The organism is Ottowia sp., assembly GCF_047975795.1.
Taxonomy (GTDB): domain Bacteria; phylum Pseudomonadota; class Gammaproteobacteria; order Burkholderiales; family Burkholderiaceae_C; genus Ottowia.
This window is the reverse complement of sequence record NZ_JBKEEE010000047.1, coordinates 118,704-143,097: the sequence shown is the minus strand read 5'-3', so window position 1 is coordinate 143,097 and position 24,394 is coordinate 118,704. Positions and strand designations below refer to the sequence as shown.

Here is a 24,394-nt window from a genome sequence, read left to right as displayed (position 1 = left end):
TCAAGAGAACGGGCGTATTTGCGTCTGGCCAGGAGCAGGCTCAAGTTGAGCTTGCAATGCGGGGCTGATTTGCACGGCAGTGTCAGGCCCCATCAGCAGTGTGTTGGCAACACCCCATTGCTGGAGCTTTTGCATGGCTTGCGATGGGCCGACCACCATGGCGGCTGGCCCAAAGCCATTGACTTCGTCCACGTAATCGGCCATCAGCGTGACGCCCCGCAAGCCGCGCGTGGATCGGCCGGTGGCGGGATTGATGATGTGATGCACGCGTTGCCCGCCGACCGTGGCGAAGCGTTCGTAATCGCCGGATGAGGCAAGCACACCTTTGCGCAGTGGGATGATGGCCAACAATTGGTCAGGCTGAACAGCGTCGCGGATGCCGATGCGCCAGGGCTGCCCGTCTGCACGGGCGGTGGCCAGCACGTCACCACCGCCGTTGATCAGGCAGCCCGAAATGCCCGCGCCTTGCAGCTTTTGCAGACCGGCGTTCAGGATCGACAGCTTGGCGATGCCACCCAGGTCAAGGCGCGCTAAAGGCGTGTTCAGCCGAGCGCGCATCTGGTGATCTTCAAGCTCCAGCGCAGCGCTGCTGGCGGCAGGCAGCATGCGGCGTACAAAAGCATCGTCCAGTCGCTTGGCACCGGGGTCGGCCTGCATGGTCAACTGGCCCAGCACGGGGTTGAACGCGCCCTCAGTGCGCGTGGCGCGTTGCTGGGCAGTCTGGAGAACCGCCATCAACTCTGGGGCGACGACCACGCTTTGACCACCGGCATGCGCGTTGATTTGGCTCAATGGGCTGCGCGGATCGAAGCGGCTCATCAAACCTTCAAGGCGCTGCATTTCATGAAACGCCTGATCCACCTGCACAGCCACAAAAGCAGCGGTGTTTGCGGTGTCGACCACAGTGATATCGACCACGGTGCCCAGCAAGGTGCGGCGAAACCGCTGCGGAGCGGGAGCGGCCAGCACGGGCAGAGGAATCAATGGGGTGAGCGCTGCACCTGCAAGCGCACTTGCAAGCATTTGCCTGCGATTTAAATGAGGAAGTGGGTACATAACGGCATTCTTCAGCAACGGACATCGGGTGGGTTGTTCACACGAACCCGCTTTTGTCTTGTGCGCATCTTCAGCGCCGCTTTTCATTTTAGGAGTGGAGCGCACTCAGCGCGTGGGCTGGTTTCTGGGTGCCACAGGCGAGAGGTTAATTCTTGAACTACTTCAAAAAACCTGATGGAGTAAGTTGCCACTGACATTGGCATTGATAAAAATCAATCGGCCTCAGTGAAAACTCTTAGAGGATGTCCCTTGGGTAGCCAACTTTATGGGTCTGAATGGGCCGTCAGAAACACAGGAGCTTGAATTCAACATGACAAAAAACAACAGCCAGGACGTGGAAGGCGCAGGCATCGGGCGTCGCCGTTTTCTCAATTCTGCGGCGGCCATTGGCATCACCAGTGTGGGTTTGGCCGCTTGTCAAGAAAGCTCAAACACCACGGCGGCACCAGCGGCTGCCTCAGGGCCAGCCAATGCTGCCGCACCTGTGGCCAATGCGCATGTGGGCGGCGCAGGGTCGGCAGAAGTCAAGCCGGGACAGTTGGATACGCACTATGCTTTGTGGAGCAGCGGACACACGGGTGATGCGCGTGTGCTGGGTATTCCATCAGGCCGCGAGTTGCTGCGCATTCCGTGCTTTGTGCCGGATGCGCTGATTGGGTGGGGATTGACCAACGAATCCAAGGCCGTGATGGGCACCCGGGCTGATGGCTCGCTGCGTTACACCGTGGGCGATACCCACCACGTGCACGGCTCGTACAAGGACGGCATTTACGACGGCAAATACGCCTGGATCAACGACAAGATCAACTCGCGCCTGGCGCGTTTGCGCCTGGACTACATGGTGTGCGACAAGATCACCAAGATTCCCAATGTGCAGGGCTTTCACGGTATTTTTCCGGACCGGCGCGACCCGGTAGATCCAGCCATCGACTACACCACCCGGGTGTTCTGCGGGCAAGAGTTTCATGTGCCCATGCCCAACAAGGGCGCGCACCTCGAAGATCCCAAGCAATACCACTGCCTGTTCACCTGCGTGGACGCCGAGACGATGGACGTGCGCTGGCAGGCGCGCATTGACGGCAACTGCGATCTGGTGGCCACGTCGTTCGACGGCAAGCTGGCGGCCAGCAACCAGTACAACACTGAAAATGGGGCGCTGTACCCGGACATGATGGCGGCCGAGCGCGATGCCTGCCTGTTCTTCAACATTGCCCGCATTGAGCAGGCCATCAAAGACGGCAAGTTCACCACCATTGGTGACTCCAAGGTGCCGGTGGTTGATTGCACGGTAGAGGCCAATAAAGACCCGGCCACCGCCTTGAGCGTGCGGGTTTCGACCCCCAAGAATCCGCACGGTGTCAACGCCAGTCCAGATGGCAAGTACTTCATTTGCTCTGGCAAGCTATCGCCCACCGCCACGGTGATCGAGTTGCAAAAAGTGCTGGACTGGTTCGATGGCAAGCTCGAAGACATCGACAAAGCCATTGTGGCCGAGCCTGAGATTGGCCTGGGGCCGTTGCACACCACTTTTGATGGCAAGGGCAATGCCTACACCACCTTGTTCCTGGACAGCCAGGTGGTCAAGTGGAACATTGACAAGGCCATCCAGAAGCACGCGGGCGATAAAGAAATCAACCCCATCGTGCACAAGCTGGACGTGATGTACCAGCCCGGCCACATCAACGCCACCAATGCCGAGACCAAAGAGGCCGACGGCATCTGGATGGCGGTGGGCAACAAATTTTCCAAAGACCGCTTCTTGCCGGTGGGGCCGATGCACCCGGAAAACGATCAGTTGATCGACATCACCGGCGAGCAGATGGTGCTGGTGCACGACAACGCCGTGCGTCCTGAGCCGCATGACTTCATCATCTTCAAGCGTGACTGGCTCCATCCCAAGCAGGTGTATGAGCTGGATGAGCACCCGCAAGCCACCAAGGATACGGACAGTGCGGGCGTTACCCGCAATGGCAACAAGGTCACGGTGCGCATGATTTCGTTTGCACCGTCTTACACGCCGATCGAATTCAAGGTGAAGGTGGGCGACGAGGTCACGCTGTTTTTGACCAACATCGACAAGGTGGAAGATCTGGCACACGGCTTTGCACTGCCGGAGTACAACATTCAGTTCGTGGTCAACCCGCAAGAGACTAAATCGGTCACGTTCAAGATCGACCAGCCCGGCGTGTTCTGGTACTACTGCACCAACTTCTGTCATGCGCTGCACCTGGAAATGCGCGGACGCATGATTGTTGAAGCCTGAAGGTAAGGCCGCCTCTGATGGGGCGGTTGTGTGTGGGGCGGCCCGCCACTGCGGTCCGCCTCTTTTTTTCTTGATGCCAAAGACGAGTTCAGTATGAAATGGGTCCGCCGCACTTATGCGCTGATAGCAGCAACAGCCATGCTGCTGGCTGCCTCGACAGCCTGGGCGTCGTCCGTGGGCGCGGGTGCAGGCGGCTCGCAAGCTTATGAAGCTGATTTGCCCGCCGGGTTGTCCACCGCCAAGGACATGTGCGCGCTGCTGCCTTGCAAAGACGTATTTCCCGGTGCGACTGCGTTTTCTGAGCGGATGGGTCAACCGCCTTATGTAGAGGCGCTGGGCGGGCCGGATGGCCAGCAAAAGCTGGGTTACGTGATGCTGTCGACCGACATCACCGATATTCCCGCCTATTCCGGCAAGCCAGTGGTGACGTTGATTGGCATGGACAACGAAGGCAAGTTTGTCGGCGTCAAGGTGCTCAAACATTCCGAACCCATTTTGCTGCTGGGCATTCCAGAGTCGGCGCTGATCGACTTCAATAACCAGTACCTGGGCAAGTCGGTCAAAGACAAGATTGAAGTGGGCCAGTCGCGCCCTGACGAAGATGTGATCGGGCTGGATGCCATTTCGGGGGCGACGGTCACGGTGATCGCGCAAAACCAGGTGATGATGACGGCGGGCGCTGCCGTGGCGCGACAGACCGGCATCATTGAGCCGGTGGTTCGCCAGCCGGTCGACTATGTGCCTGCACCAGCCAACGCCGCGCTGCCTGACTGGGCCACACTGGTCAAGCAAGGGGCGGTGCAAAAGGTGACGGTGCAACCCGAGCAGGTGGGGCTGGCCAAGACAGGGCAGCCTTTCATCGAACTGTGGTTTGGTACGCTGAACTCCCCCATCATCGGCCCGGCCATTCTGGGCGGTAGCAACTATCGCCATTTGATGGGGCAACTCAAAGACGGCGAAACCGCCATATTCGTGGTTCGCACGGCGGGTCAGGAATCGTTCAAAGGCTCAGGCTTTGTGCGTGGCGGCATCTACGACCGCATTCAGGTGCGGCAGGACAACGATACTTTCACGTTCAGAGATACCGATGCGCTGAATCTCTACGGCATCAATGCCCAGGGCGCACCGGCTTATACCGAATCGGGCATTTTCATCATTCGCTCCAAGGCTTTCTCGGCCGCCTATCCGTGGAAGCTGGGGTTCTTGGGCAACAAGGTTGACCGCGCCACAGGTGCGAAGACGTTCACCGCGTTTGATACTGCGTATTGGCTGCCAGCCGAATACCTGGTGGGTGGCCACCCGAAGATAGAAGTGCCTGAGGCCACCTGGGTCAAGGTGTGGAAGGCCCGTGCGCCGCAGATTGTGTTGTTCGCGCTGCTGTTGCTGGCCGTCACGGTGGTTTATGCGCTGCGCGAACACCTGACACGGCGCGCAACGCACAAGAACACCTGGGCCGTCAACTCTTTCAAATACTTTTTCTGGATTGTTTTTGTGGTCTGGGTCGGGTTTGGGCTGATGGCACAGCCGTCCGTCACGCAAGTGCTGACCTGGCTGCACTCCATCCTGTTCCGCTGGGAGTGGACGCTGTTTCTCAGCGATCCGTTCATCTTCCTGTTCTGGGTGTTCATTTTCATCACCATTTTTGTCTTTGGCCGCGGGCTGTTCTGTGGCTGGACGTGCCCCTTTGGGTCGATGCAGGAGATGCTTTTCAAGATTGCCGGGGCCATTGGGCTGAAGCGGTTTCAGTTTGATCCGCCGCAGCGCTGGCATGACCGGCTCAAATGGGGCAAGTACGCCGCGTTCTTCATGCTGGTTGTCGTTTCCTTGTTCTCGATGGTGCAGGCCGAAAAGCTGGCTGAAATCGAGCCATTCAAGACGACGTTTTTAGTGGGCATCACCAACCGCAGTTGGCCTTATGCGGCGTTCGTGCTGGCGATTTTTGCGGTGGCCGTATTTATCGAAAGGCCGTATTGCAAATACATTTGCCCGCTGGGCGCGTCGCTGGCTATGCCCAGCACTTTCCGCTGGTTTGGCCTGCGCCGCAAAGCCGATTGCAACAGTTGCAAGGCTTGCGCCAAAGGTTGCAGCGCGCTGGCCATCAATGCCGACGGGCAGATTGACCACCGCGAATGTCTGCATTGCCTGGACTGCATGGTGCTCTACACCGACGCGGCAGGTTGCCCGCCCTTGGCCAAAGAACGCAAGTTGCGCGAGCGCGAAGGGCAAGCCCTGACGCCGATTGGCAAAGACGGCTATTTCATTCCCATCGTGCCGATTGAAGACGACCGCCAGCACCAGCATGCGCAGACGCTGCTTGCCAAGGGTGTGGATCCGCGCTGGCCGACTGAGCGGGTGCATCCGCCAGTGGAAAACCTGTCTGGACTGCGCCGTTTGCTGGGTGAGACGGCAGATCACCTCTGGCCTTTCACTCGCGCGGCCTGGAAGAGCAGCCGCACGGTGGTGGCGCTGGGCCTGGCTGCGGCGCTGACGGCTTCGCTGGTGTGGCTGCTGGCCGCCAGCGGTAGTGCTTCGCCGCTGATCGTCATTGGGGCCTGGTTTGGCTGGAGCGTGTTTGAGGTGGTCGTGCGTCTGCAAGGCAAACGCTACGTCAAAGACGGGCCGTGGTGGGGCAAGGTGTACCGCCATGCCAACGTGATGGACATGTTGAGTTATGTCGGTTTCAAAAATCTGCTGATCGGTGCGGCCATCTTCTGGCTGCTGGCCCGCGCAGACATGATGGTGATTGCATGAATGCATGGGCTGTTTGGTGCAAGCCGCAGGCTGGTGCTGCGTTGGTATAAACAACGCATGTTGATCAATCGCCATGTGCCCCTGTCGTGCCAGCGCTTTGCCTTAAAAGAGCGACTGGGGTGGTGGATTGTTGTCGGCTGGTTGTGTGCAGGTCCTGCATCGGCTGCTGTTTTGAGCGTCCAGCCCGGCCAGAAGATTCAGGCCGTCATCGATCAAGCAGCGGCGGGCGATACGGTCGAGGTGCAGCGTGGGCGTTATTTGGAGAACCTGCGGATCGACAAACCCCTGACCTTGCGTGGAATTGGCCGCCCTACAGTCAGCGGCAGCGACCAGGGCGACACGATTCGCGTGACGGCCACTGACGTCACGATTGACGGCATGATCGTGTCGGACTCAGGCGATAGCCTGCTCAGGCAAAACGCAGGCATCTACATCCAGCCGGGGGCGCACCGTGCCAAGGTGCAAAACAGTTTTTTGAGCTACAACCTGTTTGGCCTGTGGATCGAAAAGGCCGACGACGTGCAGGTGTTGAACAACAACATCACCGGCAAGCGCGATTACGACAGCGCACAGCGCGGCAATGGCGTGCAGCTTTACAACACCAAGGGCGCGCGCATTACCGGCAACCGGATCAGTTTTGTGCGCGATGCGCTGTACGTGGATGTGTCGCACCATGCGGTGTTCCAGAAAAACCGTTTGCACCACAGCCGCTATGGCACGCACTACATGAATTCTTACTACAACCTGTGGGAAGACAACGATACGTGGGACAACCGGGGTGGTCTGGCGCTGATGGAGGTGCGCAATCAGGAAATCCGCAACAACCGCGCCTGGAACAACAGCGATCACGGCATCATGTTGCGCACGCTGCAAGATGCGGTGATTGAAAACAATATCGTCATGAACAATGGTCGCGGCCTGTTTATCTATGACGTCGAATACACCAAATTGACGGGCAACGTGGTGGCCGACAACCGCATTGGGGTGCACTTGTCTGGCTCGCCACGCAATGAAGTGCAGGGTAACGACTTCATCGAAAATCACCAGCAAATCCGGTACGCCGGCACGCGCGATATCGAGTGGGGCGGGGGCAAGGGCAATTACTGGAGCAATTACCGCGGCTGGGATCGCAACAGCGATGGTCGTGGCGACATTGCTTACGAGGCCAATGATGTCGTGGATCGGCTTACCTGGCGCTACCCCTCTGTGCGCCTGCTGATGGCCAGCCCGGCGGTGCAGGCGCTGCGCATGGTGGGGCAGCAGTTTCCCATTTTGCGGGTGCCCAGCGTGGTGGAGCCACACCCGCGCATGCTGCCGCGCTCAACCGACTGGGCGCGCTGGCGTGCCCAACTGAACAAGGACGTATCGCATGCGCCCTGAAAACATGCCGCTTGATGCCATGACATCGACACACACCACAGCGGATGGGGTGACATCCGGCGATGCCATCGTTCGTGTGCAGCAAGTCACCAAGCGCTTTGGGCGTTTTACTGCGGTGGATGACGTTTCGCTCGACATTCACCGCAGCGAAGTGTTTGGCCTGATTGGTCACAACGGCGCGGGCAAGAGCACGCTGTTCAAGATGATGCTGGGGCTGCTGGCCCCCACGCAAGGCAGTATTTCTATTGCCGGTCAGGCAGTTGATGGTGCTGGCGCGCGCGCCGTGCGGCGACGTATCGGTTATCTGCCGGAACATTTGGCCTTGTGGGACAACCTGAGCGGGCTGGAGACACTGCGTTTTTTTGCGCGGCTCAAGCGTATAGATACGAGCGGCTGCGCACCGCTGTTGGAGCGAGTGGGTTTGAGCGATGCGGGCAACAAACCCGTGCGCGCTTACTCCAAAGGCATGCGCCAGCGGCTAGGGTTTGCACAGGCGCTGCTGGGTCAGCCGCAGGTGCTGTTTCTGGACGAACCGACGACCGGGCTGGATCCGCGCGCCATTCACTTTTTTTGGGACACGCTGGCCGAGCTGCGCGCGCAAGGGCTGACCATTGTGCTGACCTCGCACATTCTGGCCGAGTTGCAGCACCGTGTGGACCGCGTGGCGGTGATGACCAATGGCCGCGTGCAGGCGCTGGGCAGCTTGCCAGCGCTGCGGGCGCAATTTGATTTGCCGCTGCGCGTGCGGGTGCAGTTGACTGCAGGTGTCGCGCCTGCGCTGGTCGAGCCATGGTTGCAGGGACTGCCGCCAGCGCTGGCTGCCATGCCGCGCAGGCAAGAGGCAGACTGTGTGCTGTTTGACGCGCCGCGCATTCACAAGATGCTGCTGCTGCAACATTTGCTTGAAGCCCATCATCTGGTGGCCGATGTGCACGTGCAAGAGCCGTCACTGGAAGACATGTTTTTTACCAACCCTGCGCAAACAGCCTTGACTGACACTGTGCCCGGCATGCAGGAGGCGGCATGATCGAGTTGCGGCAAGTCGCTACGCTGGCCTCCAAAGAGTTTCGTGACCGGCTGCGCAACCGCTGGGTGTTGGCTGTGGCGTTGGTGTTTGCGGTGTTTTCGCTGGTGATTGCCTATGCGGGCGGTGCGCAGCAAGGTGCGGTGGGATTGCGGTCGCTGGAATTCACCATCACCAGCTTGGTAAGCCTGGTGATTTACCTGGTGCCCCTGATCGCGTTGCTGCTGGGTTTTGACGCTATCGTGGGTGAGCGCGAGCGCGGTTCGCTCGATTTGCTGCTGGCACACCCTATCACCCGTGGCGAGCTGTTGCTGGGCAAATATCTGGGCTTGGCGCTGGCGCTGGCGTTGGCCATGCTGGCCGGTTTGGCCACGGTGGGCGTGGTGCTGGTTGCGCAGTTTGGCAACCGCGCCTTGTTTCATTACACGGGGTTTGTGGCCAGTGCCTTGCTGATGGGCTTGGCCTTTCTCAGTCTGGCGGTGCTGGTGTCGGTGCTGGTGCGCGACCGCACGCGCGCCTCGGGGGCGGCCATTGTGCTGTGGTTTTTGTTTGTGCTGGTGTTCGATCTGGTGTTGCTGGGTGTGCTGGTGGCCACTGCGGGGTACTATGGCGGGGCAATTTTTCCGTATTTGCTGCTGCTCAATCCGACCGACGTGTTCCGCATCATCAACGTGTTTTCGGTGGAAGACGTGCGCAGCGCTTATGGGCTGGTGAGTATGGTGCCGCCCGCTTTGTCGAACATGGCGGTGCTGGCGGGGGTCATGCTGGCGTGGATCGCTGTGCCGCTGGCTCTTGCCAAATGGAGGTTCAAACCATGACGATGAAACGATATTCCTGTAAAGGGGCGTGCTGCACAGGCCAGACGCCACGTTCTGCGGACGCTTGCAGCGAACGTCGCCTGCTGCTCGGCCTGCTGGCGTTGTCGAGTGTGGTGCCGCTGGCCGCATGCAGCCGGGAAGGCGAGGGCGGCAGCGCCAGCACTGCACCGGTTGAGATTGCCCAAGACACCTCGTGCGAGCTGGATGGCATGCTGCTGATGGACTATCCAGGCCCGAAGGGGCAAATCCACTACGCAGGTGCCGAGCGCCCTGCGTTTTACTGCGATACGGTTGAAGTGCTGAATACCCTGCTGGTGCCCGAGCAGGTGCGCAAGGTCAATGCGGTGTACGTGCAAGACATGGGCAAGACCGATTGGGACAACCCCAAAGGGGCCTGGATCGATGCGCGCACGGCCCTGTACGTGCAAGGCAGCCAGCGCAAAGGCTCGATGGGGCCAACGTTTGCCAGCTTCAGCGCTGAGGCCGATGCACAAGCCTTTATCCAGCAATACGGTGGCAAGCTGCTGCGCATGTCGGACATCACCCCGGTGATGGTTGATTTGCGCGGCGGTGCCAATCTGGACAGCCGCATGTGATGGGCCGCACCGATGTCATGGGGCCATTGCTGCTTTCTCCGTTGCAGGTGCAGCACATGAAGCGCCGACGCTGGCTTTGGCTGGGCGGTGGCGTGATGACGGTAGGCGTGCTTGGCGCAGCAGCGCGCCACCTGTGGTGGCCAGGCACCGTCAAGACAAACGACGTGCCTGTCGATGTGTGCATTGTTTCGCCGCCCATCGCCTATGACGCGTCCAGCGGGTTGGCGGCGGATCAACCGCGTCCTATCCCAGCCGGTGCGCGCTGCCCGGTGTGCGGCATGTATCCGGCGCGTGGCCCGCGCTGGGCGGCGCAGGTGTTGTACCGCGATGGACATGTGCACTTTTTTGATTCGCCCATCGATCTGTTTCAGTTTTTGCCGGAGGTCACCCGCCACAGCCCAGGGCATACCGCTGCCGATATTTTGTCCACCTGGGTGACCGATGCGCACAGCGGCCAGTGGGTGGCGGCTGAAAAAGCCTGGTTGGTGCACGGCTCTGACGCACTGGGGCCGATGCGCATGGGTGATCTGCCCGCTTTTGCCAGCCGGGATGAGGCGGCAGCGTTTGCAAAACAGCGTGGTGGCCAGGTGTTGGCATATCACGCCATCACACCGGCGATCATCCAAAGCCTGTCCACCAGGCGTAGCCACGCATTGCACAACCACGAGTGATTGGCGGGCTGCGGCGACTGTTTTGTCTTGTATTGAACGTTTGTTGTTATGGAAAAAAAAGTAATTGGCACTTCTCGTGCGCCCGCTCTTCAACCGGTGGGTGATGCCTATCAGGAGCACGTGTTCTTTGACTACCGCGGACTGGGCCGCCAGGCCAATCCGGCCATTCGTGCCAGCTATGCGCCAGCGCAAACCGTTGTACCGACGGACAGCGTGCGAACCACCGGCGCGCAGGCGCAACGTGGGTTTGAATGCGTCACGATTTTGCTGCAAGGCCAGCTTCAAGCGCGTGACTCGGCGCGGCATACGCACGCGCTGGCCGCAGGTGACGTGCTTTGGGGCGGCGCTGGGCGCGGCGTGCTGCGCGAGCAGCAGCATGGCCCTGATTTGACCCGCAACGGCGGCACGCTGGAGCTGCTGACGCTGTGGATCAATCTGCCTGCGCAATACAAATTGACCGATCCGCACTGCCAGCATCTGCCCGCTGCCGATATCCCTGAAGTCGCCCTGCCCGGCGGTGCAGGCACGGTGCGCGTGATGGCCGGTGAATATGGCGGGCAAACCGGCCCCGCCGAAACCGTTACCCCCTTGCAGTTGTGGGATTTGCATCTGCAAGCGGGGCACACCGTCAAGCTGCCACTGCCCCTGCGCTGGTACGGAGTGTTGCTGCTCATTCAGGGGCAGGTGCAGCCCATTTATTGGCAACAGACCGTCCGCGCACCAGAGCTGGTGTTCGTGGATGCAGGCGGTGAAGAAATCACTCTGGACGTAGAGCAAGATAGCCGCGCTATCTTGCTGTGCAGTCAGCCGGTAGAAGAGTCTGTTGCAGGCATCGACGCCTTGGTGATGAATACAGACGCTGAACTCGTGCAGGCGCAGCAGGACTTGCAAAACGGCGCGTTTGGTGCGCTGGACTGAGCTGGCTGACGGGGTATTTCAAGGCATCTGTCGTTGAAATCTCCCGGCCGCTGTGCAGCGCGCGATGCGCGCACCGCACGAAATAGCTCGCCACTGTGGCACGCGCGGACGGGCACAGGTTTTTCCTTCGGTGGCGGCATGCAGCGCCATGATCGTCCGCCGCAAACCATCATGACTGTTGGGCGCTGGCTACCACCGGCGACGCTGGTGTGCCGCAGCGCCCCACACCAATAATCCGGCCATCAAGCCCAAACCCCACGGATGCATCGAAGGCACGGGCACCGCAGCCGATGCGGCAAGAGGTGCGGTCGTGCCAGACGTGAAGGTGAGCTGACTCACACCATTGAAATCATTGACAGAGGGAGCGATGCCGCTCAATGTATTGGTGCCGTTGTTGCACCAAAAGTTGATGTCAGCAGTGAAGTCGGGTGCACTGTCAAGGATGGCCCCAGTGCAATCAGCCTTGGTGAACTGGGTCGATCCGCCCACGGCGTTGCCGCCGGAGATGGAGATGCTGATGGACAGCACATTGGCGCTGATTGATGTTGAATTGAGGTTCAGCGCTGATCCGCTGGGCACCACCGTATCGTCCCAGGTGAAGGTGCCGGTGCCAGTCTCGCCGCCATCGCCCGAAATATTGAACGTGTGCTGCAAGACGGCGGCTGAAGCAGTGCCTGCCAACGCAGTCAGCAGCAACGCGGCGGCCAGCAATCGTCGTTGAAAGCAGGTTTGAAAGAGTAGTAAATTAGTCATAAAGAACTATTTTACTGTGATGATTCGCTTAATTTCAATAAATAAGAACTAATAAAATAAGGCGCACAGGTGCATCTGTTTCAAAGATGCTCCACGTTTGTATCGAAAACAGGTTGAAAAAGAAAACTTGACTCATCACAGCCTGATGCCAGCAACGCATCGGACTGAGCATCGGCAGAGCGGGCAAGCTGGGCCACTGTGCAGAGTGTCGGAGCATGCCAATGCCTTCAAGGGGCACGCACCCTGTATCAAAGACCAATGGCGTTTCGGCGTGAGGTGTTTTGGACGCCCAAGGCACCATCGCAATCAATACTGATTCTTGTTTATAATGCTAACACTCGCCCCAGGGCGGGCACCGAGTGGACCACCCGCTCGTTTTTTCTCTTCATTGCATGTTCGCCAGAAGGTTGTGTTAGCCCACATCCCTCTGGTTTTTTTTGGGCCTAATGGCTGCTGCTTATGCGGAATACGTGCAAAGTGTGTGCAAGGCTTGTCTTTGTATTGCGTGGATTTAAGCCGTTTGTGCAGTGGTGCGTTTCGGGCCGTGACTTTTCTTGGACTCATTTTGCTCGCGTTCCATTGCTGTTGCCGTCAGCGGAAAAACAGAAGCGTGACCACCACAAACAGAGGTAGCAAAATGCCTGCGCTCCAGGCCATGTAGCCAAAGAAGCTGGGCATTTTGACGCCCCGGTCTTCGGCAATGGCCTTGACCATCAGGTTGGGTGCGTTGCCAATGTAGGTGTTGGCCCCCATGAATACCGCCCCGGCGCTGATGGCAGCGAGCGTGGATGCCATTGGCCCCATCAGGTGTACGGCATCGCCCCCAGCGGTGTTGAAAAACACCAGGTAGGTGGGTGCGTTGTCGAGGAATGAGGACAGCAGCCCCGTGGCCCAGAAGTACATGGCCGGGTTGGGTGAGCCGTCGGCGTTGGTGACCGCGCGCACCACGGCACCAAACGGCCCGTTGGTGCCTGCTTGCAGCATGGCGATGACGGGAATAATGGTCAAAAAGATGCCCGCAAACAGTTTGGCCACTTCCTTCATGGGTTCCCAGCCGAACTGGTTGTCTTCGTGCACGCTGTAGGGTGTGATGACCAGTGAGGCGATGATGACGGCAATTAAACCGATATCGCGCACCAGCGCCTGCAAGGTCAGCTCGGTGCCGTATATATCAAAGCTGATGCCCGAACGCCACAGCCCGCTCATCAGCACCAGGGCAATGATGGCGGCCAGCAGGACAAAGTTGCGCCCGCCGTTAAAGCCGAATTTGACGGTATCGGGTGTGGGGTCGTCTTGGCGCTGCACGCCTTCTTTGGCGTACAGAAAACGATCCAGCAGATAGAAGATAACCAACAAGGTGCCCACCAAAAACAGCGTGTCCCAAATGATGTGCCCCGCCGTCCAGAAGAAGGTGACGCCTTTCAAAAATCCCAGGAACAGCGGCGGATCGCCCAGCGGCGTGAGTGAGCCGCCAATGTTGCTGACGATAAAGATAAAGAACACGATCACGTGCACGTTGTGCTTGCGGTTGTCGTTGGCGCGGATCAGCGGGCGAATCAGCAGCATCGACGCACCCGTGGTGCCCATAAAGCTGGCCAGCATGGCCCCGGCGGCCAGAATACCCGTGTTGAGCAGCGGCGAGCCGTGCAGGTTGCCACGGATGTAGATGCCGCCCGATACGGTGAACAGTGCCGTCAGCAGCAGAATGAACGGGATGTATTCGGCCACCAGCGCATGCACCAGCCCGTGGGCGGTGGCGCTTAGGCCATACACCACCGTGAAGGGCAGCACAAAGGCCAACGCCCAGGCGGCGGCAATTTTGCCGAAATGGTGGTGCCAGACCATCGGCGCAATGAGCGGCCAGATGGCGATTGACAGCAAAATGCCCGCAAACGGCACGCCCCACAGCAGCGATAGTTGGCTGCCATCCAGCGCAGCGGCCTGCGCTGGCAGAGGCAGCAGCATCAATACCGATAGCCATGCAGTCAGATGCCAAAACGAGCCAGTACGTCGGCGCTTGGGTGTTGAGGCTGTATCGCTGCGCAAGTGCTGTGTCGTATGGCTGACAGAGCGGCTGTGAAGGGAGGGGGCGGTGTGCTTCATGGTCTCCATTGATTTTCTTTATATCTCGTCAATCCACTTTTGCGGAAACAGGTTCACATGATCAAAATCGTAGCAATCAGTATTCTTGTCAAAACTAAATTCCAATTCTTCATTGTTAGTCAATTTGCTGATCAATAGTTCTATGAAAGCTGGAACGTCATCAAAAATAACCTGGAATTTTCTTGGGGCGTAGTCATTTTTTTTGAGTGGCTGTTCAAAAACAACAATTGCATTACTCTTTTCGGAATTTTTGTTCAGCCACATCCCAAGCATTGATTTTCCAGAGTCGCCAATCATCAAGATATTTTTATAAGCAGGAGGAAATCTGCCCAACATGGTGATTTCGTTGATTTGAACTTGCCGTCGATTCAAGTAATTCTGCCCGCCGCTCAGAGAAAATCTGGATTTTGCAAAGCCTTTTAATCCACGCTCATTAAGACTGTGGTGAAAAATTCCATTTGAAATTTTCAATAAATCAAACCATAATTTGGGGATATGAAGATCTGAAAACAATAGCTTTATTTTATCGATTTCTTCTGATTTTATGGGTTTGAAAAAGCACTCCAGAAGCTGAAACTTTGGTAGGTGTCTTAATTTGTGCTTGAAGCGGAGGAATTCCCCTCGGTTCAACCTTTGAGATTTGAGGTCAAGCTCTTTCTCAAATTCTTCTTCAAGTGTTTTAATTTTTTCCTGAAGCAGCTTCAAGTGATGATGGCTCATGGGCGGACAAGTGTTTTTCAATCCAAAGTGCTTTGATCGCAAACGATGCAATTTCCTTTTTCAGGCATTTGCGCAGGCTAACGCATTAATGGCGCAGGCCGATTAACCGGCGCGGCAGCGAGCGGCGCAGGCAGATCAAACACCTGCCGCAGATAGCTCAGGTAGCCCTCGTCTTCCACCATGGTTTTACCAGGGGTGTCTGAAATCTTGGCCACGGGCTGACCGTTGCATTCAATCATCTTCAATACGATTTGCAAAGGCGCAGGCCCGACATCGTTGGTCAGGTTGGTGCCCACGCCAAAGGCCACTTGTGTGCGCCCTTCAAAGCGCTGAAGCAGCTCGATGCAGCGGGGAATGGTCAAGCCGTCGCTGAATACCAGCACTTTGGATAGAGGATCGCACCGGTTGGCTGCGTAATGGGCAATCATGCGCTCGCCCCACTGAAACGGATCGCCCGAGTCATGGCGTGCGCCGTCGAACAGCTTGCAGAAATACATGTCGAAGTCGCGCAAAAAGGCGTTCATGCCATACACATCGGACAGCGCAATGCCCAAATCACCGCGGTATTCCTGCGCCCACTTTTCAAACGCAAACACTTGCGAGTCGCGCAGCCGTGGTCCCAGCGCCTGGCAGGCTTGCAGGTATTCGTGAGCAATGGTGCCCATGGGGCGCAAGCCCAGCTCTTTGGCAAACAGCACGTTGCTGGTGCCGGTAAAGCGGCTATCGGCTGCCGTGCCCAGGCGCTCTTTGATGATGTCCAGCAATTCGCGTTGCCACTGGCGTGAAAAGCGGCGGCGCGTGCCGTAATCGGCAATGCGCAAGCCCGCATGCTGTGGTGCAGCAATCAAATCCAGCTTTTGATGCAAGCGCGTGCGACCTTCGTCGAACGACAGCGTGGGATGGGTGTGGCGACAATACACTTCGCTGACAATGGCCAGAATGGGAATCTCAAACAAAATGGTGTGCAGCCAGGGGCCGCGCACGCGAATGTCCAGCTCGCCGTTCGGCAGCGCCGTCAGGTGGATGTATTTTTCGTTGAGCTTGAACAGCCCCAGAAAATCCACGAAATCGCTTTTGATGAAGCGCAGCGACTGCATATAGGCCAGCTCATCGTCGGCAAAGTGCAGGTGGCACAGCTGGCGGATCTCGTCTTTTATTTCGTCCAGGTGCTGCGCCAGATCAATGTCCGGCGAGCGGCACTTGAACTTGTACTGCACCTGCGCGCCAGGAAACTGGTGCAGCACCGCCTGCATCATGGTGAACTTGTACAGATCGGTATCGAGCAGGCTTTGGATGATGCCGGGCATGGTGGATGTCTCTTGTCTGATGGCACTTGGCATCGCGCGCAACGCGCTGCTGCTGCCTAATGAATACAGTGTAGTGCCTTGATCTGTGTGTCCAGCCCATTGACGCAGACAAAAGAAAAAACGGGCCATGAAGCCCGTTTTTGGATGCTGGCGGAAACGGAGGGATTCGAACCCTCGATGAGGCTCTACACCCCATACTCCCTTAGCAGGGGAGCACCTTCGGCCACTCGGTCACGTTTCCAGCAAAGAGGCTGCATTATGCCACCGTTCATGCTGCAATCAGTCGCCCTTGGCCTGCCCGGAGGGACTCGAACCCCCGACCTGCTGCTTAGAAGGCAGCTGCTCTATCCAGTTGAGCTACGGGCAGGTGCAGTTGGCTGGTGATAAGACAAAGGCCCGACGATGCGGGCCTTTGATTGTGTCGCACAAAACGCGCGACTGGAAAAAATGGTCGGAGCGGCGGGATTCGAACTCGCGACCCTCTGCTCCCAAAGCAGATGCGCTACCAGACTGCGCTACGCTCCGACGAAGGGCGCATTCTACATGGGTTTGCGAGATTTTTGTGGGTTGATGTTGGCAGATGGTTCACGGGTGATTCGCTCTATCTGTTGTTTACTTTCAAATGCATGAGCATTCTGTCCCAGAAGTGTTTTGGTCTGGTCAGGTTGAAAATGGCATGCGTTACCGCACTCGCAGCGCCGGTCGTGGGTTCGATCAGAAAAAATACTGAGGCTTGGGCTGGCTGCTGTGTTACTGCTTGTTGCCCGTGTTGTCGAACTTGGTGACGAACAGGTCGCTGCCACCGATGGATGCGGCGAGCGTGTTGCCATCCAGATTGCCATAGGTGTCGCCTGTGACGAACACGTTTGCGCTGGCGTCGGTGGCGGCGGCATAAGCATAAGTGCGAGCATTTGCTGCACCCATCTGGCGCGTGAAGAGCTTATTGCCCACGTTGTCGAACTTGGTCATGAACATGTCGCTGGTGCCGACACGTGCATTACCGTCCAGGCTGCCGTAGGTTTCACCTGTGACGAACACGTTGCCATTGGTGTCGATCGCAGCGTCGTAAGCGTAAGTCAAAGTGTCTGCTGCGCCCATTTGGTGTACGAAGAGCTTGTTGCCTGTGTTATCGAACTTGATTACGAAAAGATCACTGGTGCCGGTGCGTGCATTTCCGTCTAGGCCACCTTCGGTGTAGCCGGTGATGAACACGTTGCCACTGGCATCGGTGGCAACGCTATGGGCTTCAGTGATGGCTTGTGTCACACCCATCTGGCGTGTGTAAATCTTGTTGCCTGCGTTGTCGAACTTGATGACAAAAAGATCACTGGTTCCTGTGAGCACATGACCGTCCAGACCGCCTGTGGTGTACCCCACAACGAAGACGTTGCCGCTGGTATCAATGGCAACTCCACGCGCCAGTGCATCTGCGCCTGCCACGCCAATTTGGCGCGTGTAGAGTTTGTTGCCCAGGCTATCGTATTTGGTGAGGAACAGATCGCTGGTGCCTGTAAGTGCGTTGCCGTCTAGGCCGCCTTTGGTGTAACCGGCCACAAAGGCGTTGCCGTTGGCGTCGATGGCTACGTCATAGGCAATGGTTTCTGCGCCTGCCGCGCCCATCTGCTGCGTGTAGAGCGTGTTACCTGCATTGTCGGTTTTGACGAGAAACAGATCGTATCCACCCATAAGTGTGTCACTCAGGTTGCCGGAGGTGTAACCTGCTATGACCACGTTACCGCTGGCGTCGGTGGCTACACCAAGCGCTTCTGTGCGAGCATTGGGTATGCCTATTTGGCGTGTGTAGAGCTTGTTGCCAACACTGTCGTATTTGGTGAGAAACATGTCGCTGAGGCCTGCCAACGTGTTGCCATCCAGGCCACCAAATGTGTAGCCAGTGACAAAGACATTACCGCTGGTGTCGGTGGCCACACCACGCGCTTCAACCTCAGAGCCTGCTGCGCCCAACTGACGGGTCCCTGTCCAGGTGCTGGGGCTGACGGGGCTGTCATCGCTGCCACCGCCATCGCCACCACAAGCGGCCAGTAAAGAGGCGCTCAAGATGGTGACCAGCAAGGCGGAGCGCCTAAAAGTGCGCCAGGTTGCGTACAGAAATTGGGTGGGTATCAAGCTTTTTGGATATATAGATGTCACGATCTTGTCTTCCTTCCTCTTTTAAAAATTTTCATCGCTGTGTGCATATGCGGTGGCAGCCACGATGAGTACCAACCTGACTTTCGGTCAACCACATCCTAATTTTTCAGGATTCGCTTTACTTCACCCGCATGCCCGGCTGTGCCCCCGCCGTTGGCTCCAGCACGAAGATGCCGGGGTTGGCCTTTTCATCGCCATGGCTGGCGGCCAGCACCATGCCTTCGCTGAGGCCGAATTTCATCTTGCGCGGAGCCAGGTTGGCGACCAGCACGGTGAGTTTGCCCTTGAGCTGCTCGGGCTGGTAGGCGCTGGCGATGCCGGAAAAGACGTTGCGCAGGCGGGGTTGGCCGTCTTCGGTTTTTTCGCCAGCGTCGAGCGTCAGGCGCAGCAGTTTGACGGAGCCTTCGACCGGCTGGCAGTCGACGATGCGGGCAATGCGCAGGTCGGTTTTGACGAAGTCGTCGATGCCGATAGTGGCGGCCAGTGGCTCACCGCCGGGGGCATCGCCGGTTGCCGCAGTGGCGGTTGCCGCCGATTTTGCTTCTGATTTGATAGCTGATGGCGCTTTATCCATCTGCGCTGGCGGCTCAAACAAGGCATCAAGCTGCTTGATGTCGACGCGCTGCATCAGGTGTTTGTATTCGCCGATCTGCGCACCCGCGCCCAGCGGCGTGGGCACGTCGTCAAAGCGCTCGGGCGGCACCATCAGAAAGGCCGCCACCTCGGCCGCCACCTTGGGCAGGATGGGTTTCAGGTAGATGGTGAGGATGCGAAAAGCCTCGATGCAGGTGGTGCAGACGTCGTGCAGGCGCTCGTCCTGGCCGTCTTTTTTGGCCAGCTCCCAGGGCTTGTTGGCATCCACATAGGCGTTCACGCGGTCGGCCAGGGCCATCACCTCGCGCACCACCTTGGCGGTGTCGCGCTGCTCGTACAGATCGGTCACGCCGGGCAGCGCGGCGCGCAACTGCTCCAGCAGCGCCGCGCCGTCCGCGCTGACCTGGCCCAGTCGACCGTCGAAGCGTTTGCTGATGAAGCCAGCCGCGCGCGAGGCGATGTTGACGTATTTGCCGATCAAATCGGCGTTGACGCGGGCCATGAAGTCGTCAGCGTTGAAGTCGATGTCCTCGTTGCGGCCTGACAACTTGGCCGCCAAGTAGTAGCGTAGCCACTCGGGGTTCATGCTTAAGCGCAGATATTTCAGTGGATCCAGCCCGGTGCCGCGGCTCTTGCTCATCTTCTCGCCGTTGTTGACGGTGAGAAAGCCGTGCACGAACACCTTGCTGGGCGCCTTGCGGCCGCTGAAGTGCAGCATGGCGGGCCAGAACAGGGTGTGGAAGGTGATGATGTCCTTGCCGATGAAGTGGTACTGCTCGGTTGTTGCATCGGCCATGAAGGTGTCGAAGTTCTGCTTCTGCCCGCTGGCGCTGTGGCCGCCGCCCTTGCCGAACAGGTTTTTCAGGCTGGCCAGGTAGCCCACGGGCGCATCCAGCCAGACGTAGAAGAACTTGCCGGGCGCGCCCGGAATCTCGATGCCGAAGTAGGGCGCGTCGCGGCTGATGTCCCAGTCGCCCATTTTGGGCTTGCCGTCTTCGCCGGGGGTGATCCACTCGGTGATCTTGTTCAGCACCTCGGGCTGCACCGCGCCGCTGGTGGTCCAGGCTTTCAAGAAGTCGATGCAGCGCGGGTCAGACAGCTTGAAAAAGTAGTGCTCGCTGCTGCGCAGCTCAGGTCTGGCACCGGACAGGGCCGAATACGGCTCAATCAGCTCGGTCGGCGCATAGACGGCGCCGCAGACCTCGCAGTTGTCGCCGTACTGGTCTTTGGCGTGGCAGTTGGGGCATTCGCCTTTGATGAAGCGGTCGGGCAGGAACATGCCCTTGTCGGGGTCGAAGAACTGCTCGATGGTGCGCGTGGCGATCAGGCCCGCAGCTTGCAGCGCGGTGTAAATGCTTTGGGCCAGCTCGGTGTTTTCGGGGCTGTGCGTGCTGTGCCAGTTGTCGAAGCTGATCTCAAAGCCTTCAAGGTACTGCTGACGACCGGCGGCGATGTCGGCCACAAACTGCTCGGGCGTTTTACCTGCTTTTTCAGCCGCGATCATGATGGGCGCGCCATGCGCGTCGTCGGCACCGACGAAGTTGACCGCGTGGCCCTGCATGCGCTGGAACCGCACCCAGATGTCGGCCTGGATGTATTCCATGATGTGGCCGATGTGGAAGGTGCCGTTGGCGTAGGGCAGGGCGGTGGTGACGAAGATCTGGCGGGGGGCGGTCATGCGCGGTGCTTCTGGTGGCAAGTAAACCCGCCATTTTAGGGAAGGCTGGACTCCGGGGGCGCAGCTTGGTGCCGCCGCGCTTGATCGCTGTGGAGCGCGTTAAGCGCACCAGCCGAAAAACCGGCCAATGGCCTCGCGCTGGGCCATAGCGTCGCGGTGGCCCAGGGCCATCAACTCGCGGGTGTAACCCGACTCGAACAGCAGATAGCTGGCCAGTGCGCCGTTGGTGGGGTGTTGCTGGGCATCGGTGCGCGTGCCCAGTGCGGTCAACAAGGCACGCATGGCCTGGGGCAGAGCCTGCACGTGCCGGATGGCGATGCCGTCCAGCCGCTCTGAAGGCGTGATGGCCAGCAGCTCGATCGGGCGCAGGCGGGTTTCGCGGCGCTTGTCGGGTGCAATCAGCGCCAGTGTGCGGTTGATGCGCTCCATGCGCTCAATGTCGGCGGCCAGTGTGTCCAGAAAAATGCCCGACAGCGCGTGCCCCGCCACCAGTGCCAGATTGGGGTAGGCGTCGGTGGCTTGCGCGGCGCGGCGCGGCTCGTGCGCGCGGCCTGCACCAATGACAAAAATACGCTGCGCGCCTAGGTGAATGGCGGGGGCCATGGGGGCCACCTGCCGCATGGAGCCGTCGCCGTAATAGGCTGAAGAAGCCGAGCTTGCGGAATTTGCCGAATCACCCTGCAGCGTGATTTTGGCGGCTGGAAACAAAAACGGAATGGCCGACGATGCCATCAGGTGTTCAACGCCGATGGGTGAGCGCACGGCGCGGCGCTGCGCGCGTTCCCAGGCGTGCATGTGTTCCACGGCATCGTAGAAAGTGACGTGCTCGCCCGTGGCGTAACACGATGCGGTGACGGCCAGCCCTTGCAAATGCCCTTGCGCCAACAGCGTGGGAATGCGCTGCATGGGCAGGTGTTGCCGCAGCAGCGATTGCAGTGGGCTGTTGTCCAGCAATGCGCGGGGCTGCATGCGGCTCCAGCGCGCCAGCGCCCAGCCCAGTGACATCAGGCTGAGCCAGCGGGCACCCGAACGGGCCGCATCCAGCGCGCCCGTGCGGTACACCTGTGCGGCATGAAAGTCGCGCCAGATGCGGCTAAGGCGCATGACGGCACCGCAGAACTGGTCTGCCCCCGAGGCCAGCGCCGCAGCATTGATGGCACCGGCCGATGTGCCCACATAGATGCCGATGGGTGAGCCGTGTTGCCCTGGCGCGTGCCGACGTTGCAGTGCGGCCACCGCTTGCAGCACGCCCACTTGGTACGCGGCGCGCGCGCCGCCGCCGGTGAGCACCAGGGCGGTGCGGGGGGTGGTAAGTGAGGTGGCGTGATTCATTCAGCAGTCAAAACAATGGGCGGTATGGGTTCATTCTAGAAAGTGAACAGATCGGGCGGTGGCAGGCCGTAGACTACGAAACGCACTCCGGTGTCTGTTTTTTTATTCGTCATTATTTTTGAGCGCCCCATGAGCATTTCTGAGCAAGCCGTGCTGGCCGCACTGGCCACCGTGATCGATTCCAACACTGGGCAAGACCTGGTTTCCACCAGGCAGCTAAAGAATCTGCACCTCGAAGGCGCTGACGTGTCGTTTGACGTGGAACTGGGCTACCCGGCCAAAAGCCAGGTGCCTGCGCTGCGACAGGCGCTGATTGCCGCAGCCCGCACGGTGCCGGGCGTGGGCAATGTGTCAGCCAATGTCACTTCCAACGTGATCGCGCACGCAGTGCAGCGCGGTGTGCAGTTGCTGCCGCATGTGAAGAACATCATTGCCGTGGCTTCGGGCAAAGGTGGTGTGGGCAAAAGCACCACCGCTGCCAATCTGGCGCTGGCACTGCATGCCGAAGGTGCGCGCGTGGGCTTGCTGGACGCCGACATTTACGGCCCCAGCATGCCTATCATGATGGGCATTCAGGGCCGACCAGAGAGCCTGGACGGCAAGACCATGGAGCCGCTGCAAAGTCACGGTGTGCAAGTGGCCTCGGTCGGGTTTTTGGTCAACCCGGACGACGCGCTGATTTTTCGTGGCCCCATGGCCATTCAGGCGCTGAACCAGTTGCTGGGACAAACCAACTGGAAAGACCTGGACTACCTGGTTATCGACATGCCGCCGGGCACGGGCGACATACAGCTTTCATTAAGCCAGCAGGTGCCGCTGACGGGCGCGGTGATCGTCACCACGCCGCAAGACATTGCGCTGGCCGACGCGCGCAAGGGTGTGGCCATGTTCGAGAAGGTGGGCGTGCCCATTCTGGGGCTGGTGGAAAACATGGCGGTGCATGTGTGCAGCCAATGCGGGCATGTGGAACACATTTTTGGTGCCGAAGGTGGCAAGCGCTATGCGGCTGAAAAAGGGCTGGACTATCTGGGCGCGCTGCCGCTGGCGCTGTCGATCCGCGAGCAGGCCGATTCAGGCACCCCCACCGTGGTCGCTGAACCGGAGGGCGAAGTAGCGGCCATTTACAAAGGCATGGCACGCCAGGTGGCGATCCGCATTGCGGCCCAGGCCAAGGACTACTCCAGCAAATTCCCCACCATCAAAGTGTCCAAAGACACTTGACGCACTTGACCGTTGTTTTGTGATCACGCCTTCAGCAGTTTGTTAGCAAGAGCGTGACATTTGCACTCCCTTGCTTGCGGGGGTTGAATGCTATCGACTTGGTAGCTTCTTCTTCTGTCTTTGTACGTGTAGCGCTTAATTTTGAAAACTTAAGCTTTGATTAATGTCAGAAAGTAGCCATTAAATTAAAAGTTTAGTTTACTTTTCGTGGCCATAATTCTGCCCAGACAGGAGTAATTTTTATGGCACGAGATCTATGGGCGATGTGGGCAGACCGGGTGCATCAACTGGGTTTCAGCGATGCCACCCAGATGGCGTGGGTACTGGCGCTGAGCGGGGTGGCGTTGCTGGGGCTATGGGTGCGCTGGCGGTTGAGGCAAGCCAGCAGCCAAGACGAGTTCACCTATGCGCCAGAGGATGACCAGTTTGCACTGACTGCGCCCATCAACCAGACCCATATTCAGGTGCTGCACTATCTGAACCGCGCTTTTCCTGAAGGCATGGTGCTGTTTCGGCCCGCACTGGCGCGTTTTGTGTCGGTGCGCAAAAGCCATCAACGCGAACACGCACGCCGCTATTTGTACAAGACTGCGGTGGATTTTCTGGTTTGCGACGAAGAGGGTTTGCCGTTGGTGGCCTTTGAGGTCGATGCCTTTCGTGACGTGGCCGATCCTGACACGCTGCGCCGCTTGTCGGACAAGACCAAGTTGTTGATGTCGGCCGGTATCCGCCTGATTCGACTGAAAGGGCATTGGGACAACTTTCTTTCGCCCGCCGAGTTGCGCGCGCGTTTGTACGCCTCTCAAAAACTGGCCCGCACACGTGGGCTGGGCACGGCATCAACCTTCAACCGGGCCGGTGCTGCGCCGTCCAGTTTTGGCCAGACAGAGCTGCTGTCCACTTTTGCAGACGAAGTGCGTGCCAGCAAGGATGCACGGCAACGCGCCGTACCGGTGAGTGACCGCAGCGCGTGGCAGTTGGTGGGCAAGCGGAGTTGAATGGCGGTGTACCCGGCTTCGCTTCACTACGGATGGTTTGCCAAAGAGGATTGATGTAAG

18 protein-coding genes and 3 tRNA genes are annotated in these 24,394 nt (G+C 58.8%); 10 read left to right on the top strand and 11 right to left on the bottom strand.

Annotation, left to right across the window (positions count from 1 at the left end):
• Complete coding sequence (locus tag ACK5NW_RS07720; protein WP_416926705.1) at positions 1–1,023, bottom strand: FAD:protein FMN transferase; 1,023 nt, start codon at positions 1,021–1,023, stop codon at positions 1–3.
• Between the two features lie 343 nt (positions 1,024–1,366).
• Between ACK5NW_RS07720 and nosZ the strand changes: the two genes are divergently transcribed.
• The 8 genes from nosZ to ACK5NW_RS07680 all read left to right on the top strand — a co-directional run bounded on the left by nosZ (position 1,367) and on the right by ACK5NW_RS07680 (position 11,477).
• A complete protein-coding gene (gene nosZ, locus ACK5NW_RS07715; RefSeq protein WP_416926703.1) occupies positions 1,367–3,319 on the top strand; it encodes a TAT-dependent nitrous-oxide reductase in 1,953 nt (650 codons plus the stop codon).
• 93 nt (positions 3,320–3,412) lie between these two features.
• The gene (locus ACK5NW_RS07710; RefSeq protein WP_416926701.1) at positions 3,413–6,070 is read left to right on the top strand and encodes a 4Fe-4S binding protein; all 2,658 of its coding nucleotides are present in this window, start codon (positions 3,413–3,415) and stop codon (positions 6,068–6,070) included.
• Positions 6,071–6,127: 57 nt separating this feature from the next.
• Positions 6,128–7,450: a nitrous oxide reductase family maturation protein NosD gene (locus ACK5NW_RS07705; protein WP_416926699.1), complete on the top strand. Its 1,323-nt coding sequence runs from the start codon at positions 6,128–6,130 to the stop codon at positions 7,448–7,450.
• A 19-nt stretch (positions 7,451–7,469) separates the two neighbouring features.
• Positions 7,470–8,477, top strand: coding sequence for an ABC transporter ATP-binding protein (locus tag ACK5NW_RS07700; protein WP_416926697.1), 1,008 nt, complete (start codon positions 7,470–7,472; stop codon positions 8,475–8,477).
• Positions 8,474–9,292 carry an ABC transporter permease subunit gene (locus ACK5NW_RS07695; RefSeq protein WP_416926695.1) on the top strand — a complete coding sequence of 273 codons (819 nt, stop codon included), beginning with the start codon at positions 8,474–8,476 and terminating at the stop codon, positions 9,290–9,292. The genes ACK5NW_RS07700 and ACK5NW_RS07695 overlap by 4 nt, the downstream gene beginning before the upstream one ends.
• A 2-nt stretch (positions 9,293–9,294) precedes the next feature.
• The gene (locus ACK5NW_RS07690; protein WP_416926811.1) at positions 9,295–9,888 is read left to right on the top strand and encodes a nitrous oxide reductase accessory protein NosL; all 594 of its coding nucleotides are present in this window, start codon (positions 9,295–9,297) and stop codon (positions 9,886–9,888) included.
• On the top strand, positions 9,888–10,559 hold the full coding sequence (locus ACK5NW_RS07685) for a nitrous oxide reductase accessory protein NosL (RefSeq protein ID WP_416926693.1): 672 nt from the start codon (positions 9,888–9,890) through the stop codon (positions 10,557–10,559). The genes ACK5NW_RS07690 and ACK5NW_RS07685 overlap by 1 nt, the downstream gene beginning before the upstream one ends.
• 48 nt (positions 10,560–10,607) lie before the next feature.
• Positions 10,608–11,477 (top strand): pirin family protein, encoded by an 870-nt coding sequence (locus tag ACK5NW_RS07680; protein ID WP_416926691.1) that lies wholly within the window; start codon positions 10,608–10,610, stop codon positions 11,475–11,477.
• Positions 11,478–11,666: 189 nt separating this feature from the next.
• Here the strand turns inward: ACK5NW_RS07680 and ACK5NW_RS07675 are convergent, their stop codons facing one another.
• The 10 genes from ACK5NW_RS07675 to ACK5NW_RS07630 form a co-directional block, all read right to left on the bottom strand.
• A complete protein-coding gene (locus ACK5NW_RS07675) occupies positions 11,667–12,230 on the bottom strand; it encodes an IPTL-CTERM sorting domain-containing protein (protein ID WP_416926689.1) in 564 nt (187 codons plus the stop codon).
• Positions 12,231–12,821: 591 nt separating this feature from the next.
• Complete coding sequence (locus ACK5NW_RS07670; RefSeq protein ID WP_416926687.1) at positions 12,822–14,195, bottom strand: sodium:proton antiporter; 1,374 nt, start codon at positions 14,193–14,195, stop codon at positions 12,822–12,824.
• Positions 14,196–14,351: 156 nt separating this feature from the next.
• Complete coding sequence (locus ACK5NW_RS07665; protein ID WP_416926684.1) at positions 14,352–15,053, bottom strand: hypothetical protein; 702 nt, start codon at positions 15,051–15,053, stop codon at positions 14,352–14,354.
• 77 nt (positions 15,054–15,130) lie between these two features.
• Positions 15,131–16,393, bottom strand: a complete 1,263-nt coding sequence (gene pncB, locus ACK5NW_RS07660; RefSeq protein WP_416926682.1) for a nicotinate phosphoribosyltransferase — start codon at positions 16,391–16,393, stop codon at positions 15,131–15,133.
• Positions 16,394–16,508: 115 nt separating this feature from the next.
• Positions 16,509–16,601, bottom strand: a tRNA-Ser gene (locus ACK5NW_RS07655).
• Between the two features lie 49 nt (positions 16,602–16,650).
• A tRNA-Arg gene (locus ACK5NW_RS07650) sits at positions 16,651–16,727 on the bottom strand.
• Positions 16,728–16,808: 81 nt separating this feature from the next.
• Positions 16,809–16,885: transfer RNA gene (locus ACK5NW_RS07645), tRNA-Pro, on the bottom strand.
• Positions 16,886–17,110: 225 nt separating this feature from the next.
• The gene (locus ACK5NW_RS07640; protein ID WP_416926680.1) at positions 17,111–18,511 is read right to left on the bottom strand and encodes an SBBP repeat-containing protein; all 1,401 of its coding nucleotides are present in this window, start codon (positions 18,509–18,511) and stop codon (positions 17,111–17,113) included.
• A 118-nt stretch (positions 18,512–18,629) separates the two neighbouring features.
• Positions 18,630–20,783, bottom strand: a complete 2,154-nt coding sequence (gene metG / locus ACK5NW_RS07635) for a methionine--tRNA ligase (RefSeq protein ID WP_416926678.1) — start codon at positions 20,781–20,783, stop codon at positions 18,630–18,632.
• Positions 20,784–20,882: 99 nt separating this feature from the next.
• Positions 20,883–22,115: a patatin-like phospholipase family protein gene (locus ACK5NW_RS07630; protein ID WP_416926676.1), complete on the bottom strand. Its 1,233-nt coding sequence runs from the start codon at positions 22,113–22,115 to the stop codon at positions 20,883–20,885.
• Positions 22,116–22,244: 129 nt separating this feature from the next.
• Here ACK5NW_RS07630 and apbC point away from each other — a divergent pair, with 129 nt between their 5' ends.
• Together apbC and ACK5NW_RS07620 are read left to right on the top strand one after the other, a co-directional pair.
• Positions 22,245–23,336, top strand: coding sequence for an iron-sulfur cluster carrier protein ApbC (gene apbC / locus ACK5NW_RS07625; protein ID WP_416926674.1), 1,092 nt, complete (start codon positions 22,245–22,247; stop codon positions 23,334–23,336).
• A gap of 242 nt (positions 23,337–23,578) precedes the next feature.
• Positions 23,579–24,334 carry a DUF2726 domain-containing protein gene (locus ACK5NW_RS07620; RefSeq protein ID WP_416926672.1) on the top strand — a complete coding sequence of 252 codons (756 nt, stop codon included), beginning with the start codon at positions 23,579–23,581 and terminating at the stop codon, positions 24,332–24,334.
• Positions 24,335–24,394: the final 60 nt, after the last annotated feature.

What these genes read in the sequence shown, in the direction of transcription:
- ACK5NW_RS07705 (WP_416926699.1), top strand. Translation starts at nt 6,128, where the DNA reads ATGTTGATCAATCGCCATGTGCCCCTGTCGTGCCAGCGCTTTGCCTTA.
- ACK5NW_RS07620 (WP_416926672.1), top strand. Translation starts at nt 23,579, where the DNA reads ATGGCACGAGATCTATGGGCGATGTGGGCAGACCGGGTGCATCAACTG.
- apbC (WP_416926674.1), top strand. Translation starts at nt 22,245, where the DNA reads ATGAGCATTTCTGAGCAAGCCGTGCTGGCCGCACTGGCCACCGTGATC.
- ACK5NW_RS07700 (WP_416926697.1), top strand. Translation starts at nt 7,470, where the DNA reads ATGACATCGACACACACCACAGCGGATGGGGTGACATCCGGCGATGCC.
- ACK5NW_RS07685 (WP_416926693.1), top strand. Translation starts at nt 9,888, where the DNA reads ATGGGCCGCACCGATGTCATGGGGCCATTGCTGCTTTCTCCGTTGCAG.
- ACK5NW_RS07710 (WP_416926701.1), top strand. Translation starts at nt 3,413, where the DNA reads ATGAAATGGGTCCGCCGCACTTATGCGCTGATAGCAGCAACAGCCATG.
- nosZ (WP_416926703.1), top strand. Translation starts at nt 1,367, where the DNA reads ATGACAAAAAACAACAGCCAGGACGTGGAAGGCGCAGGCATCGGGCGT.
- ACK5NW_RS07665 (WP_416926684.1), bottom strand. Translation starts at nt 15,053, where the DNA reads ATGAGCCATCATCACTTGAAGCTGCTTCAGGAAAAAATTAAAACACTT.
- ACK5NW_RS07680 (WP_416926691.1), top strand. Translation starts at nt 10,608, where the DNA reads ATGGAAAAAAAAGTAATTGGCACTTCTCGTGCGCCCGCTCTTCAACCG.
- ACK5NW_RS07675 (WP_416926689.1), bottom strand. Translation starts at nt 12,230, where the DNA reads ATGACTAATTTACTACTCTTTCAAACCTGCTTTCAACGACGATTGCTG.
- ACK5NW_RS07695 (WP_416926695.1), top strand. Translation starts at nt 8,474, where the DNA reads ATGATCGAGTTGCGGCAAGTCGCTACGCTGGCCTCCAAAGAGTTTCGT.
- ACK5NW_RS07690 (WP_416926811.1), top strand. Translation starts at nt 9,295, where the DNA reads ATGAAACGATATTCCTGTAAAGGGGCGTGCTGCACAGGCCAGACGCCA.
- ACK5NW_RS07720 (WP_416926705.1), bottom strand. Translation starts at nt 1,023, where the DNA reads ATGCTTGCAAGTGCGCTTGCAGGTGCAGCGCTCACCCCATTGATTCCT.
- metG (WP_416926678.1), bottom strand. Translation starts at nt 20,783, where the DNA reads ATGACCGCCCCCCGCCAGATCTTCGTCACCACCGCCCTGCCCTACGCC.
- ACK5NW_RS07630 (WP_416926676.1), bottom strand. Translation starts at nt 22,115, where the DNA reads ATGAATCACGCCACCTCACTTACCACCCCCCGCACCGCCCTGGTGCTC.
- pncB (WP_416926682.1), bottom strand. Translation starts at nt 16,393, where the DNA reads ATGCCAAGTGCCATCAGACAAGAGACATCCACCATGCCCGGCATCATC.
- ACK5NW_RS07670 (WP_416926687.1), bottom strand. Translation starts at nt 14,195, where the DNA reads ATGCTGCTGCCTCTGCCAGCGCAGGCCGCTGCGCTGGATGGCAGCCAA.